We start from the raw sequence: 14237 nt of genomic DNA on the forward strand, positions 1-14237 counted from the left end.
TCCACAAGCGCAAATGACTCATGACAGCTCTGCATGTGTATCGATTTTTTCAAATCTGTTGTAGGCAAAGGTGATGCCGATGGCAAAAAGCATTGCCCCGACACCGAGAAGCACAGCAATGTAGGGCGGAGCGGTAAGTGCGAGCCGTACAACCACCGTGGCCACGGCAAACCCGGAGTTACGAAATACAATCTGATAGTTTGAACTGTAGCGGAGCGAAACCAGTACCAGCAGCACATCGCTGAAAACAAGAATCGTGTAGAAGAGTGCAAAAAAATCAAATACAGGCTCCCCGCCCAGATAAAGGAGCGCATCGGCAATACCCATTCCGCTGAAAATGCAGAGAAGCAGCAGGGATACTAATTTTTTGGAGGAGATAAACTCGGTTGTAACGGCGATGCTTTGATTCAATACGCGGTGTTTCTGGAGTTTGTAATAGAGTCCGAGCAGGAGAAAGAGCAAAAGCGCGCCGCCGGCATAGGAGAGGATATGCATAACCGGTTCCGGGGCCTCTGCCCATATAAGCGGCTCTTTAAAGTAGATGATCTCCTTGAACGAGTGCCGCAGCAGAATCAGTGAAAGAATCTCGAACTGTTTGCCGACCGAATCTGAAACCGAGTTCGCAAGGCTGAATACCAGGGCAAGTACTTCAATGGCAAGCAGCATGGAAAAGGCAATATTGATGGCATAATAGTGGCTTGTGGGCAGAACTGAGGCTACGGCATCCGGAAGCCATCCCTGACGGCGAAGCTCGATCAGGAGAAGTGCTCCGAGAAACGTGACAATCAGGAGGTTGGCCGCTGCCCGTTCGGTGCGCTTGTGCTCCCAGAAGTGCTCCAGGCTGTCAAAGAGAATGTCAACCCGATTCAGAATTGTGATCATGCCCCCTCTCCCTGTTTGTTGAATCAATCGGTAACGCCCCGTCTCATTACCCCCTTACCTCATACCCCTGGATGGCAGCTTCAGTACTGCTAAAAATATCGATAACGCTTTGGCTGTTCCCCTGACCCTCCATTGCACTACAAATAATCGGCAGATAACGGTGTATCGAGAAATAATCAGTGAAGAAATAAACCAGCTTTTCGCCGCCAAAACAACACAACCATTGCAAGCCGGAAGATCATTTATACTATATTTACCCTTATGGCTGCAGGGCGCTTTTTTTTCAGGGAGCTGCCGGCAGTTTTACACCATTTTTTTTTACCGGTACAACTCACCTCATAAACATAAACAACCCTTCAATTATGGCAAACGAAAACGGCGGCGTCTTTTCCGACCTCTTTAATGCATTCGGCGCTCTGGTACAGAGTCTTGCTGACACCCTGACCAGCAGCGTATCTTCTGCATCGACGGTCGTCCAGTCATGCACAGAGCTCTGTGTCAACATCGTCACAAACACGGCCAACACTGCCCTGCAGCTTGTCCAGAATGTAGCAAACGGCATCTCTTCGGCCATCACACCGAAAAAGTAAGCACGTTCACGATGCCAACAAGCGCCCTTTTCCTCACGGTTCAGGGCGTTTGTCTTTTTGCGGCGCATAGCGCATTGTTCATATCGTTCTGCACGCTCTCTTATGCGCTAAAACCCACCCCTTCTGCATCCCCTTGAGCCCCGCTTCAATGTATCATGATATCGGCCGAAGCACGGGAACCTTTGCCCGCTTTGGAAGGTACTCTTTGTAGAGAAGGATAAACAATACAAAGACTCCCCTTTATGAAGCAAGCGATCCTTGAAGCAAGCCGCTCGTTCCTCAAAGACACTATCCGTCAGCAGGTCGATTTCTCCCAAACCGATCAGAACCGCCGGATTCCACCCCCGCCAATTGAAAAACCCTGCGGACAGGATGTTCATCCCATAGAGCTTCCGAAAATCGGGAGCCTGAAGGATATCGGCAATATCGACCTCAAAACTGCTATCGGGCGCCGCGAAAGCTGCCGCACCTACAGCGATCTCCCCCTCTCCCTTGAGGAGCTCTCCTTCCTGCTCTGGGCTACCCAGGGAATAAAGCTCAAACTCGATGCAGGCCATGCCCTGAGGACGGTCCCCTCAGCAGGATGCCGCCACGCTTTTGAAACCCTGCTCTGCATATTGAACGTAACCGGTCTTGAAAAAGGGATCTACCGCTACCAGCCCGTTGAACACCAGCTCATCCTGGAACAGCAGGTTGAACACCTGGAAGAGAGGGTAACGAGAGCCGCGCTCGGCCAGCCATTCCCCGGAGATGCCGCCGTCACCTTCATCTGGACAGTCATCCCCTATCGCATGGAGTGGCGATATGGTCTGGCCGCCCACAAGGTCATTGCCCTTGACGCCGGTCACGTCTGCCAGAACCTCTACCTGGCATGCGAGGCAATCAACGCCGGAACCTGCGCCATTGCAGCCTACGACCAGGAGGGAATGGACCGGCTGCTGCATATTGACGGAGAGGAAGAGTTCACCATCTACCTCGCCCCGGTTGGAAAGAAACGGTAACTCAAGGCATCGCTGCGAACACTTCAAGCTCCCTTTTCAGGGGTGAACCTTCGCAGAAGGTGCACTCCATGCGCTTCCATGCCGGAAGCACATCATGCTCGATCCACTGCCAGCGGTGGCGGGAATCGGTAACACTTTTCATGCCGGTCAGGGTTTCGAAATAACCCGAATAGGTTGAAAATGAGGCTCTGACTCCTCCGGAAAAATCAAGCTCGCTGCCGAAGGAGATTAAAATCCTCCCCTGCTGGCTGATAGCATCAAAAATCGGCTGCAATGTCGAGATCTGTTCATGGCGCAACAAAAGCACATTGCCCTCCCAGATGAGTGCGTGCGCCCGCTCCTCGTCAACTCCACGGCGAATCAGCTGATCACCCTCATCAATCAGCCTGAAGCCCTCAAAGAGAAACTCCTGCTCCTTCAGGCCGCAGCATTTTTCCAGGGCACCAAACCCGCTTTCAAGAAAAAGTGCATGGGCCCACCCGATATCGGCAAAGATATTGTTGTTGCCGAGCCGCAGCTGATCAAGATCGGCAAGAAAAAACTGCTGAGCGGCAACCGAATGCATAAAGGATGGAATAAAGAGCAGGTTGTTGAAGGTGTTCTGCAACAGTTTGCCCGCATCAAATGAGGAGAGGCCTCCTTCTTGCTCATCGGTGTTCTCTCTATGTTCCGGAGCATGAAGCAGCTCGCAAACCCCAAGAGCCACACCGACCTGCCGCGAGGCAAAAGCAGCCATGCCGCTCCACTTGAAGAGCTCCGGCTTCTCAAGATACCAGCGGGCATAGTGCGCGGTGATGGCCCGGTTGCGATCCGCTATCTTGTCGAGCGGCGGAAGCCGGTGTTCAAGCAGTTCAATCCACTCCTCTTTTGATCGGGCCATAGTATTGCAGTCTGGTTCAATGAAGGATATGCTCTCAGCATTCTAAACAGAGAAGAGCGCCGAATAATTTACCTCGCAATAAAATTGGCAAAAAAAACGGCAGCCCGATAGAGTACCGGACCAACGAAGCAATCATCACGCGAAGTAAATTTATAGCGCAGCTTATACGACCGCTCCGAAAATCCTCCCCACCCCCGCCGTCAACCCCATGGCAAGTGCACCCCAAAAGGCAACACGGAGAGCTCCTTTCAGAAGCGATGCCCCGCCTGCCCAGGCTGCCATTCCACCCAGAAACACAAGGGAGACCAGCGCGGTTGCGGAGGTAACTTCGGCGATATATGGTGCCGGGGCAAGCAGAGCTGCGCCTATCGGGATAACCGCACCGGCAACAAACGAGAGTGCGGAGGAGAGTGCCGCCTGGATCGGCCGTGCCCGCAGGGTATCGGTAATGCCGAGCTCATCACGGGCATGTGCTCCGAGAGCATCCTTCTGCATCAGACTCACCGCCACGCGCAGTGCCAGCGGCTCTTCAAGTCCGCGACTCACATAGATAGCGGTCAGCTCCTCCAGTTCATGCTCCGGATCCTCCGCCAGCTCGCGCTTTTCGCGTGCAATATCGGCCTCCTCGGTGTCGGCCTGCGACTGAACCGATACATACTCCCCCGCTGCCATCGACATGGCTCCGGCGACAAGACCAGCTACCCCGGTCAACAAAATACTCTGCTCGGAGGAGCCTGCAGCAGCTACGCCTATCAAGAGACTTGCTGTCGAGATGGTGCCGTCATTTGCCCCAAGCACGGCAGCGCGAAGCCAGCCGATTCGATCCGAGCGGTGTGACTCCCTGTGAATAAATGACATAGTCAAGATCTCCGGTTATGACTGTTTACGGAAATAGTGCAAAAATTCGGGCTGGTGAGCCGGTGCCATCCTTTATCAGCATCGGCATAACATAGAGCATTGCGCCCTTTTCGGGCAATCGGTCAAGGGAGGCAATATTTTCAATCGCGAGTTTATCGGCCGCAAAACAGATCCGGTGCACCTGAAAGTCCTTTGAGTCGCCGGGATCAATGCTCGGTGTATCGAGCCCTATCCCCTTGATCTTACGCTCTTTGACAAGAAACGTAGCAACCTCGGGCGAAAAGCCCGGAAAGCTAAGCTCCGAAAGAGCCGAGGCTCCTGTTTTCAGGGTTCCAAGCACCAGTTTCCGGTCGGGATAGTATTTCGTATCCATGCCGGTGTACATGAGTACCCATGCATGCTCCGGCAGGCGGCCATGTCTGGCCTCCCATTTCAAAACATCGTTTACCGTCAGCCGGTATGCCCTGTTCTTCATACATGCGGCAACAACATCAATTTTAACCGCCGGACCGATCCATTCGTCAAGCGCAATGCTGTCAATGGTCCGGCCTTTTTCTGCAAAATGTACGGGGGCATCAACATGGGTGCCGCCGTGCTCGGCAGCTCCATAGTTATTGGAGGCATACCACCACCCGCCCGGAGTAACCTTCCAATCCAGTTTGGTCAGGCTAAAGGGCTCGGCGGTCGGCCAGTAGATGGTATTTTCGTCAAACGGATAGGTCATGTCAAGCAGTTTTTCACCCGAAGGTGCAACCGCATGGGGTGACGCGACAGAGGGAGTTCCGCCAAGCAGCATGACTGAAAAAAGAACCGGAAGTGTATACTTCCTGAAATCGCTGAAATTGAGCATAGCCATCATCACCTCCCTGTTTAGCCGTTCAGCCGGGAACTGCGCTGTACATACAAGTTACAAAAATGCGATCGGAGAATCTCATGCCGTACTCTCCTCAATAAAGCTCCCCGCAATGCTCTGCTCAGCTGTCATCTACCGTACACTTGCAATTTTACTTTGCTTCTCACTGCATTCATGCTATAATTCAAAAAACAATCGCATCCAAAACTATCCACTGCCCCATGAAGAACAGACCATTACGAACACTTGCCCTCATTTTCGGGCTTCTTGCCACCCTGCTCCCTCTCTCTGTTTACGGTGCACCGGCACTGGATCGTGCAAACTCCATCTACCTTGACCTTCCATCCGGACGGGTTGTCATCCGATTGCTTCCCGATCTCGCCCCCCGCCATGTAGCCCGCATCAAGGAGCTTACCCGTAAAGGGTTTTATGACGGACTCTCCTTCCACCGTGTTATTCCCGGATTTATGGCCCAGACCGGCGATCCGCAGGGCGACGGTTCAGGCGGTTCCGGACAGCAGCTTAAAGCGGAATTTTCTCGACAGCAGCATATCCGTGGCACCGTCTCCATGGCCCGCGCTTCTGATCCGAACAGCGGCGACAGTCAGTTTTTCATCTGCTTTGCACCGGCACCCTTCCTCGACGGGCAGTACACAATATGGGGGCAGGTTGTATCAGGAATGGAGTTTGTCGACAAGGTCAGGGCCGGTTCGCAATTCAACAATGGCATGGTCTCCAATCCTACCAGAATCGTGAGGATGAGGGTCGCCTCGGATGTTAAACCGTGAGTTTGAGTAATGGGAAAGGAACTTGCGGGATGAAGCAGTAAAAGCAATCGAGAAGAGAGTCAGCGAGGCTTGTAATCCGGAGGGAGGGGTGCGCACTCTTTGTAGCCTTACTCTACGGCGATATAATCAGTTGCTTTTGACGGGTCCTCAATTACCGGCAGTCCGAAAAACAGCTCCACTCCGCCAACACGTTTGGGCGCGGTCACCTTTTTGCTGAAATCGTCCCGTATCCGCTTCATCAGTTCAGGATGAACCGTTACGGATACGGGATTTTTGATGGCACGAAATCCATAAAACATTGCGGCTATAATCTTTTCACGAAAAAAATCTCCACCCACCTCATACTTCGTCTCCATAAGCCTCCCTGTTAAATTTTTCGAGGAATATAACTGATTCCCGACTAAAACAGCATCTCCCAGCTCACGGCACCTCTTTTGTTGAACTCCATATCTGGCGGGCAGCATACCCCTCAAGCTTGAGCCCCATGGAGAGCATCTCTACACGGTCGGGTATTACCTCAATCATCTTGCCGAACCAGTGTTCAGCCCACACCTGGGGACGACCAAAAAGGTTGAACGCCTCGTTAAAACCGGGATCCTCCTTGCCGAGCAGCCTCGCATGAGCGCTTATCTGCAGGCCGGTGATATCCTGTATCTCATCGGAGAACTCCGCTTTCGGATCGAAGATACCAACGCTGACGCTCGGGTTTTGCATGATGTTGCCGAGCTTGAGACCTGGTTCGCCGGCCATGTAGAGGGTGAACCCCTTTGAGCGAAAGAGAATGGGTGTTGAACGCGGCTCATTGTCACGGCTGGTAGAAAGCACGCAGAGGCGCCGGGAGGCGAGAAACTTCAGGATACGCGCTTCAAGCTCTTCGGGTGCAAGCAGCCTTTCGACTTTTTTTGTAAAGATTTCGGGAACCTGTTCACTCATCTCCGCTCCTCGGTTGTGAAGGTTGAAAATGCCTCTCCTCTATCATGAAGATCACTAAATTCCGCGATTATACGCAAGATTTTTTAGCTCCGCTCCCGGATGAGGAGCATCAATATTTGAACATCCGCCCTGCACCCCGTACATTGATTATACAGTGTTCTGTGCAATAGTGCACGCTATTAACGGTAATCAAGGAGAAAATCCATGAGTAGGAACGCTAACACGGAGTTGCTTGAATCCGCCAGAAAGAAGTTTGCGAGATTCAGGGAGCTCAGCAATGAGTTCGGTGAGGAGATGGCATGGGAGACGATGCTCGAAGGGTTCCCCGAGCTGCAGAAGGAGCGCATGGGGCCGCTGCTTGCACTGCCAACCCTCATAGACGGGTTCCGGAAGTCCATCCCCATCTTTAATGCAATCGGTATGGATATGGTAGCCGTGGACATCTCAAACCGGGGTATCGATGCTGCCCTTGAAATACAGAAGGTCTGCCCCTACCTGGAAGCTGGCAATGAGTTCGGGTTCGATATACCCTGCCATGTGATCTGCGAGCTTGATATGGAGGCAACCCGCAGGGCTTTCCCGGAAATGGAGGGAGAGATCCTCAGCCGTCAGGCATACGGTAGCCCGGTCTGCATCTTCAAATACGAACGTCCGGCAAAACAGGAGAGTTAAGCTCTGCTCCAACAACCATGCAGGCTTTTGGAGGGCTCCAGACCATGCTTGCTCTCACTCGGATCGGAGTGGAGCAGGAGATAATGCGGGCTGGAGATCCACACTCTTTATTTTCATCATGAACAGCATGGCAGAAATCTTCTCCATACCCGACCTCCACATACTTGCTTACGGCACCACCATTGCCTGCGGAGTGCTCTTCTGGATCATCGAAGGGCTCAAGCCCTTCTTCTCCACTGTGCAGAAGCGCGCCCTCCATGCCAGGCTCAACCTTTCTTTAGCCGCCCTGAACCTCTTGATCCTCCTCCCTTCGGGTTTCCTCATGGCATTCATGCTGGAGTGGTCGAAAAGCCTCTGGCCGGGTATCGGGATGCTGAACCTTCCACCCGCTCCAGAAGCGATCCTGATCATCCTGCTTATCGACCTGTGGATGTACCTCTGGCATCGTCTCAACCATGAAACAAGAATGCTCTGGCGCTTCCACTCCGTACACCACAGCGATGCCACCCTCGATGTTACGTCGAGCTGGCGCTTCCACTGGATGGAGATCCTCTTCTCGGAGCTGCTGCGCCTCCCCCTTTTCATGCTGATGGGGGCGGGTATCGAACACCTGCTGCTCTACTCGCTCCTCATGACACCGGTCATCGAATTCCACCACAGCAACCTCTCCATTCCGCCCGCACTGGATCGTCTGGCCCGGCTCATCATCCCGTCCCCTATGATGCACCGCCTGCATCACTCGAAGCTCATGAGCGAACACAACACCAATTACGGCAGCATGCTCTCCCTTTGGGACCGTCTGTTCGGCAGCTTCCTCGTGAAAGAGAATCTCGACAATCTTCAAGTCGGACTCGACGGTGAAAGCGATTCCCGGAATCAGCAGCTCTTCGCCCTGCTCCAGAGGCCGTTCCGTTCGTAGCAAGACTACCGTCGCTCTTCAACCATCATACCCCAGATCGGATCGTAGCGGTGGATATCATCCGTCACACCCCCTGCATTAATGACCGTCCTTCCCTCATTATACCATCGAAAGATGCCGCCCCGAAGGTTACGCAAGCTTCTGGCCCCCGCTTTCAGGCACACGCTCTCAACCCGCTCAAGCAGATCCGAACTGCGCTGGCCAACCGAACAGTATACGACAGTGTTACGACCCGCTACAAGGAAGGCGTAGCGATCCTCGAAAGCTTCCAGAGTGATATCCTGATCAAGACGGAGGGCGGTCGCGATATGACTCATTTCATACTCCTCTATGGTGCGGGTGTCAAACAGTAACGGCGGAGCTGATCCGGCAAGCATAGCCGCCAGTTCATCACTCTTCAGGTGTTCAACCCGGTGTGTCCGCTCAATGAAGGTGATGGCTCTGTCGAGCAGCCAGTCAGGACCAAACATCCCCGTCCTCCTCTCCTGTTTTCGCAGAAGCCAGGTTAGTAAGATACCGGTGAGTATAGAGTTTATCGACCCGTGAGAGTTCACAAAGCTGATCAAAGAAAACTATCGGCATTCTGTATTGCCGGCGAATCCGCTCGATCATGGAGAGCCACAATTGCGCGGTCATCTCGGCATCTGCGAGTGCGCGGTGAAACACGCCGGTCTGCCTGATGCCCGCATGCGACACAAGCGTCTGCAGCTTGTGGTTCGGAGAGTCCTGATAAATCCTTCTTGAGACAAGCAGAGAGCAGCAGCAGGAGCCATCGTATGCCCGTTTCGCCCGTTTCAGCTCGAAATCAAGAAACCGTCGGTCGAATGCGGCATTATGCGCAACGAAATTGCGTCCGGCTATGAACTCTGAAAACTCAGCCATCACCTCTTCACAGCAGGGCTGGCCTTTGAGCATCTCATTGGTAATGCCGGTATAGCCTTCGATAAACTGGCTTATCCGGAAACCGGGATTCATCAGCTTCTGAAAACGCCCGATAATCTCCCCCTGCTCCAGAAGCACCGCACCGATCTCGATAGCCCGGTCACCATACTCCGGTGACAAGCCCGTCGTCTCGAAATCAAGCACTACCACACTCTCCGCCAACATTCGCTGCATTGCACATTGTTTATCTGTTCTTAAGAAACGAGCCTTAGGGGACGTAAGTGACAGAGGTAACAAAACAAAAGAAACATTTAGCCCAAAAACCTCCGGCTCGTCAGCGTAGCAACATCTGACTCACGCCTGCCCTTGAAATCCCCAGCATTCGGGCTACATCTGCATGCGACAATCCGAATTCGATAATCAGGTTCCTCGAAAGCTCCCTTCGCAACGCAGAATATTCTCTGCTTCGACTCCCTCCCTGCAGGGCATCGATCGACAACCCCCTTGCGTTACACTGCTGTTCGATCAACTCATGAGCATCTGCCTGCCTCATCCTCACCGGCATCATCTCCTTTTGTTCATCACCTACCTCTCCGAGCACCTCTTCTACGAACGATCCGCTGCCCAGTATCCTTTCATCGCTGAACCGACGCTCTCCCCGTTTTCTCATGGACAGCACTTCAGACCAACCGCCTGCTGAGCGCACCAATCCGCCTCCCGTCAACTCCGGCTGACGACCATGCTGGATTTGGTCCCGAACAAACTCAAGATAGAGCTTCCGCGCCTTTCCTGCTGAAATGCCAAACTGTTGCAAAACATATTCCGTCTCCTGCCAGGGATATTTGGTCAATCCCATAAGCGCCTTATGGCCGCTCCACGGATACCGATCCAACTCTTCCAGTGAATCGACCAATCCGGCTCGCAAGGGGTTCAGATGAATATAACTCACCAGCTTGACGAAATAGGGCTCTTCTTCGCAGAGTATCGATTTGTAGCGATTCTGGAACAGATGCCCCGTACGATGATGCCTCATGTTAAACGATACCGAATACCCCGTCAGCACCTTTCGCATGAAGGTCGGTAAACCCGACGATCCGCTTCTGAGCAACAGATGTGTATGATTGGTCATCAACGACCAGGCATATATCACTGTTCCGGTTTTTTCTGCTGCTTTGCCAATCCGGTTTAATAGATCCTGTCGGTCTTTTTCATCAAATACAATAGCCGTCCGCTCAATTCCGCGAACCATCACATGATGCAACGATCCCGGTGCATCCAGTCTCGCTCCTCTTGGCATGGCTAACTCTCCTTTACGGGTTCACTGCCTATAACTGCTCCTTTCCACGAAGATAGGAAATGATTTATTAATTACCTTTGTCACTTACGTCCCCTAATTGTCAGCGAACGGTAAGATGTTTTTGTTTGTTTATGGTGCAAGGTATTCAGGTTGTTTGGTTCCTGTTAAAATAACGTATCGGGTGTTCATGTTTAAAAAACTGTTTATGAACAAGGTGTGGACGGTGTCCGTCCTTTTTGCCATCTCGGTGGCTCTTTATGGTATTGACTTCAGCATTTTCGGCAACCTGAGGGAGATATCAGCCAGCTTTCTCGGCAATCTCGCCTTCCTGCCAATTTACATCATAGTCGTCACGCTCCTCTTCGAAAAAGTGCTCAGGGAGAGGGAGCGCCAGTCTGTCATGAGAAAACTGAACATGGTTATCGGCGTTTTTTTCAGTGAATTCGGCAACCACCTGCTGAAAGAGTTGTCGGTACACGTGGCCGGAAGCGAGGAACTGAAAAAACACCTGCGAATGACAGGCTCATGGAAAAAAGAGGATTTTGACGCGTCGCTCGACTTTCTGCGCCAAAGCAACCAGAGGATCAGCATCGATAGAGATGCCCTCACCTCGCTGAAGCAGTTCATGGCCGGAAAACGAAGCTTCCTGCTGAGTCTGCTGGAAAACCAGAATCTTTTTGAGCACGAAAATTTTACCGACCTTCTCTGGGCAGTGTTTCATCTCACTGAAGAGCTCAAGGCCCGGGAGTCGTTCGATCGTATGCCGCCGAGTGACAAAGAGCACATCAATGGGGACATTAAGCGGGTTTTCGCTCATCTCATCCGTGAGTGGATCCTCTATATGCAGCATCTCAAGGAGGATTACCCCTATCTTTTCTCTCTGGCGGTTCGTCTCAATCCCATGATCGACTCACCGGATCCGGTGGTGTATCAGGAGTGAGTACCGAGCGTAGTTGATGTTGCCGGCTGGGTTCATCTTCAAGAGGGAAAGCGTAGAGAATGTCGGGAAAACCAATCGTTGCAATGCTTTGTGATGAACCAAGCAAGTTGGAAGCCTGAAAAAAAGAGCGGAACAGCCCTCAAGCGGTTATCTTTTCCTGTTATTCAGGAGGGGCCGTGAATTACCAGGTAATCAGTGCTGAGGTTGTGAAACGCTGGCAACTCTTGCCGTGTTATGTGTTATGGGGCTGCCGGAGCGGCAGCAGGCTCCTCCTTGATTACGTTCTGCAGGCCCGCTGCACCGGTATAGAATACGGCAAGGGTGACTGGTTCAGGGCCGGAGTTGGTGCCGTTGTGAAAGGTATTGACCACTTCGACAAGTGCATCTCCCTTGTTGAAGGTAAAGGTTCTGCCGTCTTTTAACGCTACCGTAAGCCTCCCTTCGAGCACATAGGCGTAAACCGGGACCGGGTGCTTGTGCCATCCGGTTGAACCTCCGGGAGGAATGCGTACCGTGAGGGCGGTAACCTCGGGGTTTTTGCTGTTGAGGTATCTTATCTTCTCACCGCTGGTTGTCGTTTTGGTGGCGGTAAGAAGCTTTTTCACCTCCACATTCTGGTACTCCGCCGCATGCAGCGTCCCTGCCTGCATGAAGAAAAGCACAATCGACATCATCAGGTATCTCTGCATTCTCACTCTCCACTGTTCAGTTCATGTTCCGCTGCACATCACCCGAATAACCCGCAGTGCAGCGATAAATATTTGCTAAAAAATAAAATATACAATCAGCAGGTATGAGCAGCAATAAAATCACCAAAACGATAATCCTGAATGCATGGGAAGGATGTTGGGGAGTGAAAGAATTTCCGGATTATCTATATTGCACGATTACTAACTATTGAAAGGATTTATGGAACGACAGGGCGCAGGCAAAAAGCCGGAGTGGCTGAAAATCAGGATGGCTTCAGGGGCTTCGTTTGCCTCGACACGTCAGCTGCTGAACCGCCACAGCCTCAACACGGTCTGCCGGTCGGCACTCTGCCCGAACCTGCAGGAGTGCTGGTCGAGAGGCACCGCAACCTTTCTGTTGCTTGGCAATACCTGTACACGTACCTGCCGCTTCTGCGCGGTCGGCACGACCGCACAGCCACCATCCCCCGACCCTCTGGAACCTGAGAATATCGCCATGGCGGTTGAATCCATGCGCCTCAAACACGTTGTACTCACCAGTGTTACCCGTGATGACCTCCCCGACGGAGGGGCCGGGCACTGGGTAGCAACCATAAGGGCAATACGCGCAGTCAAGCCTGCGCTCACCATAGAGTGCCTTATCCCCGATTTTGAGGGCAATGAGCACTCGCTTGACCTGGTGATGACTGAAGCTCCGGAGGTGCTGAACCACAACATTGAAACCGTCCCCTCGCTCTACAGCAAAGTGCGACCGCAGGCAAGCTACAACCGCTCAATGGAGCTCTTGCAGCGGGCAAAAGAGGAGTTCGGCCTCTCAACCAAGTCAGGGCTGATGGTCGGTATGGGTGAAAGTGCCGATGAGGTGGCAACCGCTCTCGTTGACCTTGTCCGCCACGGGTGCGATATGGTCACCATCGGCCAGTATCTTCAGCCATCTCCGGCCCATCTGCCGGTCGCGCGCTATGTTACTCCCTGGGAGTTTGACGACTACAGGGTGGTCGCTGAAAAGGCAGGGTTCCGCCATGTGCAGTCCGGCCCCTTTGTGCGCAGCTCCTATCATGCCGAAGCATTCAGCAATACCATCGAAGCACTACCCAAACCCTTAACCTATACAGAGTAATGGAACTATCGGTACCGATGATGATCTATGCCTACTGGGCCTTTGCGCTTCTGGTCGGATTTCTGTTTTTCAAAAAGGATATCCTTGCTTTCAACCGCGAGTTCGACACCCGGAGGATAGCGCTGCTCGGGGCATCACTCCTGATCATAGCCATCAATGCCTGGGTCTACTCCCACTCCACCACCGACGGGGGGCGCGCGCTTGATCCCCTGACTGTGCTGGTGTTCAGTATCGGTAACGGCATTGCCGAAACCTTCATGTTTTATGCCGTCTTTCAGCTCGGCGCCACGCTTACAGGAAAGGTTACACAAAACCCGTGGGCCATATTCCTTGTCGGTTTCTTCTGCTTTATGGTCTACAGCGGCCTGATTCACGGCCTCTTCTGGATCAATATCCTCCCTGAGCATGTGGTACAGACGAGCCCCTACAAACCATTTTTCATGCCGGTTCAGCTCCTTATCGCCTCAAGCTGGGCGCTCGCCTTCTTCTGGTACCGCGACATCAGAACCGTCATCTTCCTGCACGCGCTGGTGGATCTGACCATGGTCATGAATGTGAAGTTTTCACTCTTTAACTGAATTGAAAACATGAACCTATGTTTTCAATTCATCCCGATCCAACGCAGTTGTGTGAGGGATCTATTCCGGGGAATGTCATCCCGATCCAACGCAGTTGTGTGAGGGATCTATTCCGGGGAATGTCATCCCGAATCCGATGCAATCGGTTGAGGAATCTTTTCCGGGGAACCATCAGGAGATGCCTCTCGTTGTTCGACATGACACTCTTTGAAGAGATTTTGGATTGAATCTTTAGAGGCAGTCCCTTGTGATTGCCCTGCTGAATAGCGGGTAAAGGTTCCCAACCCTCTTCGTCGTTGTAGTCCATAAAGTCGTCTTAGTCCTTTTCTATATAGACAAAAAACCATACAAACCC

Annotated in this window: 18 protein-coding genes; 8 read left to right on the forward strand and 10 right to left on the reverse strand. The window is 52.5% G+C overall.

Going from position 1 to position 14237, the window contains the following annotated elements:
* Window positions 1-18 precede the first annotated feature (18 nt).
* Window positions 19-882 (reverse strand): hypothetical protein, encoded by an 864-nt coding sequence (locus tag G9409_RS10060; protein ID WP_166808633.1) that lies wholly within the window; start codon window positions 880-882, stop codon window positions 19-21.
* A gap of 362 nt (window positions 883-1244) precedes the next feature.
* Between G9409_RS10060 and G9409_RS10065 the strand changes: the two genes are divergently transcribed.
* Window positions 1245-1472, forward strand: a complete 228-nt coding sequence (locus G9409_RS10065) for a hypothetical protein (RefSeq protein ID WP_040433469.1) — start codon at window positions 1245-1247, stop codon at window positions 1470-1472.
* Window positions 1473-1714: 242 nt separating this feature from the next.
* Window positions 1715-2473 carry a SagB/ThcOx family dehydrogenase gene (locus G9409_RS10070; protein WP_166808634.1) on the forward strand — a complete coding sequence of 253 codons (759 nt, stop codon included), beginning with the start codon at window positions 1715-1717 and terminating at the stop codon, window positions 2471-2473.
* 1 nt (window position 2474) lies between these two features.
* Here the strand turns inward: G9409_RS10070 and G9409_RS10075 are convergent, their stop codons facing one another.
* The 3 genes from G9409_RS10075 to G9409_RS10085 form a co-directional block, all read right to left on the reverse strand.
* The gene (locus G9409_RS10075; protein WP_166808635.1) at window positions 2475-3353 is read right to left on the reverse strand and encodes a DUF2515 family protein; all 879 of its coding nucleotides are present in this window, start codon (window positions 3351-3353) and stop codon (window positions 2475-2477) included.
* Between the two features lie 162 nt (window positions 3354-3515).
* Window positions 3516-4211 (reverse strand): VIT1/CCC1 transporter family protein, encoded by a 696-nt coding sequence (locus tag G9409_RS10080; protein WP_166808636.1) that lies wholly within the window; start codon window positions 4209-4211, stop codon window positions 3516-3518.
* A gap of 25 nt (window positions 4212-4236) precedes the next feature.
* Complete coding sequence (locus G9409_RS10085; RefSeq protein ID WP_235923299.1) at window positions 4237-5070, reverse strand: cyclase family protein; 834 nt, start codon at window positions 5068-5070, stop codon at window positions 4237-4239.
* Between the two features lie 215 nt (window positions 5071-5285).
* On the opposite strand from G9409_RS10085, the gene G9409_RS10090 reads away from it, so the two are divergent.
* Window positions 5286-5852: a peptidylprolyl isomerase gene (locus G9409_RS10090; protein WP_166808637.1), complete on the forward strand. Its 567-nt coding sequence runs from the start codon at window positions 5286-5288 to the stop codon at window positions 5850-5852.
* A gap of 107 nt (window positions 5853-5959) precedes the next feature.
* Here G9409_RS10090 and G9409_RS10095 read toward each other — a convergent pair whose 3' ends face one another.
* Together G9409_RS10095 and G9409_RS10100 are read right to left on the reverse strand one after the other, a co-directional pair.
* Window positions 5960-6208, reverse strand: coding sequence for a hypothetical protein (locus G9409_RS10095; RefSeq protein WP_166808638.1), 249 nt, complete (start codon window positions 6206-6208; stop codon window positions 5960-5962).
* 64 nt (window positions 6209-6272) lie between these two features.
* The gene (locus tag G9409_RS10100) at window positions 6273-6785 is read right to left on the reverse strand and encodes a pyridoxamine 5'-phosphate oxidase family protein (protein ID WP_166808639.1); all 513 of its coding nucleotides are present in this window, start codon (window positions 6783-6785) and stop codon (window positions 6273-6275) included.
* 204 nt (window positions 6786-6989) lie between these two features.
* Here G9409_RS10100 and G9409_RS10105 point away from each other — a divergent pair, with 204 nt between their 5' ends.
* Window positions 6990-7457 carry a transcriptional regulator gene (locus tag G9409_RS10105; RefSeq protein WP_166808640.1) on the forward strand — a complete coding sequence of 156 codons (468 nt, stop codon included), beginning with the start codon at window positions 6990-6992 and terminating at the stop codon, window positions 7455-7457.
* Between the two features lie 127 nt (window positions 7458-7584).
* A complete protein-coding gene (locus tag G9409_RS10110) occupies window positions 7585-8376 on the forward strand; it encodes a sterol desaturase family protein (protein ID WP_166808641.1) in 792 nt (263 codons plus the stop codon).
* Window positions 8377-8381: 5 nt separating this feature from the next.
* Here the strand turns inward: G9409_RS10110 and G9409_RS10115 are convergent, their stop codons facing one another.
* The 3 genes from G9409_RS10115 to G9409_RS10125 all read right to left on the reverse strand — a co-directional run bounded on the left by G9409_RS10115 (window position 8382) and on the right by G9409_RS10125 (window position 10555).
* Complete coding sequence (locus G9409_RS10115; RefSeq protein ID WP_166808642.1) at window positions 8382-8846, reverse strand: rhodanese-like domain-containing protein; 465 nt, start codon at window positions 8844-8846, stop codon at window positions 8382-8384.
* A complete protein-coding gene (locus G9409_RS10120; protein ID WP_166808643.1) occupies window positions 8833-9492 on the reverse strand; it encodes a 3'-5' exonuclease in 660 nt (219 codons plus the stop codon). The genes G9409_RS10115 and G9409_RS10120 overlap by 14 nt, the downstream gene beginning before the upstream one ends.
* A 100-nt stretch (window positions 9493-9592) precedes the next feature.
* Window positions 9593-10555, reverse strand: a complete 963-nt coding sequence (locus tag G9409_RS10125; protein WP_166808644.1) for a transposase — start codon at window positions 10553-10555, stop codon at window positions 9593-9595.
* A gap of 187 nt (window positions 10556-10742) precedes the next feature.
* Between G9409_RS10125 and G9409_RS10130 the strand changes: the two genes are divergently transcribed.
* Window positions 10743-11495 (forward strand): hypothetical protein, encoded by a 753-nt coding sequence (locus G9409_RS10130; RefSeq protein ID WP_166808645.1) that lies wholly within the window; start codon window positions 10743-10745, stop codon window positions 11493-11495.
* A gap of 239 nt (window positions 11496-11734) precedes the next feature.
* Here G9409_RS10130 and G9409_RS10135 read toward each other — a convergent pair whose 3' ends face one another.
* Window positions 11735-12184 (reverse strand): cupin domain-containing protein, encoded by a 450-nt coding sequence (locus G9409_RS10135; protein WP_166808646.1) that lies wholly within the window; start codon window positions 12182-12184, stop codon window positions 11735-11737.
* 220 nt (window positions 12185-12404) lie between these two features.
* Between G9409_RS10135 and lipA the strand changes: the two genes are divergently transcribed.
* Together lipA and G9409_RS10145 are read left to right on the forward strand one after the other, a co-directional pair.
* Window positions 12405-13304, forward strand: a complete 900-nt coding sequence (lipA, locus tag G9409_RS10140) for a lipoyl synthase (protein WP_166808647.1) — start codon at window positions 12405-12407, stop codon at window positions 13302-13304.
* Window positions 13304-13882: a hypothetical protein gene (locus G9409_RS10145; protein ID WP_166808648.1), complete on the forward strand. Its 579-nt coding sequence runs from the start codon at window positions 13304-13306 to the stop codon at window positions 13880-13882. Before lipA ends, G9409_RS10145 begins: the two co-directional genes overlap by 1 nt.
* Window positions 13883-14237: the final 355 nt, after the last annotated feature.

It is taken from the genome of Candidatus Chlorobium masyuteum (assembly GCF_011601315.1).
Lineage (GTDB): Bacteria > Bacteroidota > Chlorobiia > Chlorobiales > Chlorobiaceae > Chlorobium > Chlorobium masyuteum.

What these genes read in the sequence shown, in the direction of transcription:
- G9409_RS10060 (WP_166808633.1), bottom strand. Translation starts at nt 882, where the DNA reads ATGATCACAATTCTGAATCGGGTTGACATTCTCTTTGACAGCCTGGAG.
- G9409_RS10065 (WP_040433469.1), top strand. Translation starts at nt 1,245, where the DNA reads ATGGCAAACGAAAACGGCGGCGTCTTTTCCGACCTCTTTAATGCATTC.
- G9409_RS10070 (WP_166808634.1), top strand. Translation starts at nt 1,715, where the DNA reads ATGAAGCAAGCGATCCTTGAAGCAAGCCGCTCGTTCCTCAAAGACACT.
- G9409_RS10075 (WP_166808635.1), bottom strand. Translation starts at nt 3,353, where the DNA reads ATGGCCCGATCAAAAGAGGAGTGGATTGAACTGCTTGAACACCGGCTT.
- G9409_RS10080 (WP_166808636.1), bottom strand. Translation starts at nt 4,211, where the DNA reads ATGTCATTTATTCACAGGGAGTCACACCGCTCGGATCGAATCGGCTGG.
- G9409_RS10085 (WP_235923299.1), bottom strand. Translation starts at nt 5,070, where the DNA reads ATGATGGCTATGCTCAATTTCAGCGATTTCAGGAAGTATACACTTCCG.
- G9409_RS10090 (WP_166808637.1), top strand. Translation starts at nt 5,286, where the DNA reads ATGAAGAACAGACCATTACGAACACTTGCCCTCATTTTCGGGCTTCTT.
- G9409_RS10095 (WP_166808638.1), bottom strand. Translation starts at nt 6,208, where the DNA reads ATGGAGACGAAGTATGAGGTGGGTGGAGATTTTTTTCGTGAAAAGATT.
- G9409_RS10100 (WP_166808639.1), bottom strand. Translation starts at nt 6,785, where the DNA reads ATGAGTGAACAGGTTCCCGAAATCTTTACAAAAAAAGTCGAAAGGCTG.
- G9409_RS10105 (WP_166808640.1), top strand. Translation starts at nt 6,990, where the DNA reads ATGAGTAGGAACGCTAACACGGAGTTGCTTGAATCCGCCAGAAAGAAG.
- G9409_RS10110 (WP_166808641.1), top strand. Translation starts at nt 7,585, where the DNA reads ATGGCAGAAATCTTCTCCATACCCGACCTCCACATACTTGCTTACGGC.
- G9409_RS10115 (WP_166808642.1), bottom strand. Translation starts at nt 8,846, where the DNA reads ATGTTTGGTCCTGACTGGCTGCTCGACAGAGCCATCACCTTCATTGAG.
- G9409_RS10120 (WP_166808643.1), bottom strand. Translation starts at nt 9,492, where the DNA reads ATGCAGCGAATGTTGGCGGAGAGTGTGGTAGTGCTTGATTTCGAGACG.
- G9409_RS10125 (WP_166808644.1), bottom strand. Translation starts at nt 10,555, where the DNA reads ATGCCAAGAGGAGCGAGACTGGATGCACCGGGATCGTTGCATCATGTG.
- G9409_RS10130 (WP_166808645.1), top strand. Translation starts at nt 10,743, where the DNA reads ATGTTTAAAAAACTGTTTATGAACAAGGTGTGGACGGTGTCCGTCCTT.
- G9409_RS10135 (WP_166808646.1), bottom strand. Translation starts at nt 12,184, where the DNA reads ATGCAGAGATACCTGATGATGTCGATTGTGCTTTTCTTCATGCAGGCA.
- lipA (WP_166808647.1), top strand. Translation starts at nt 12,405, where the DNA reads ATGGAACGACAGGGCGCAGGCAAAAAGCCGGAGTGGCTGAAAATCAGG.
- G9409_RS10145 (WP_166808648.1), top strand. Translation starts at nt 13,304, where the DNA reads ATGGAACTATCGGTACCGATGATGATCTATGCCTACTGGGCCTTTGCG.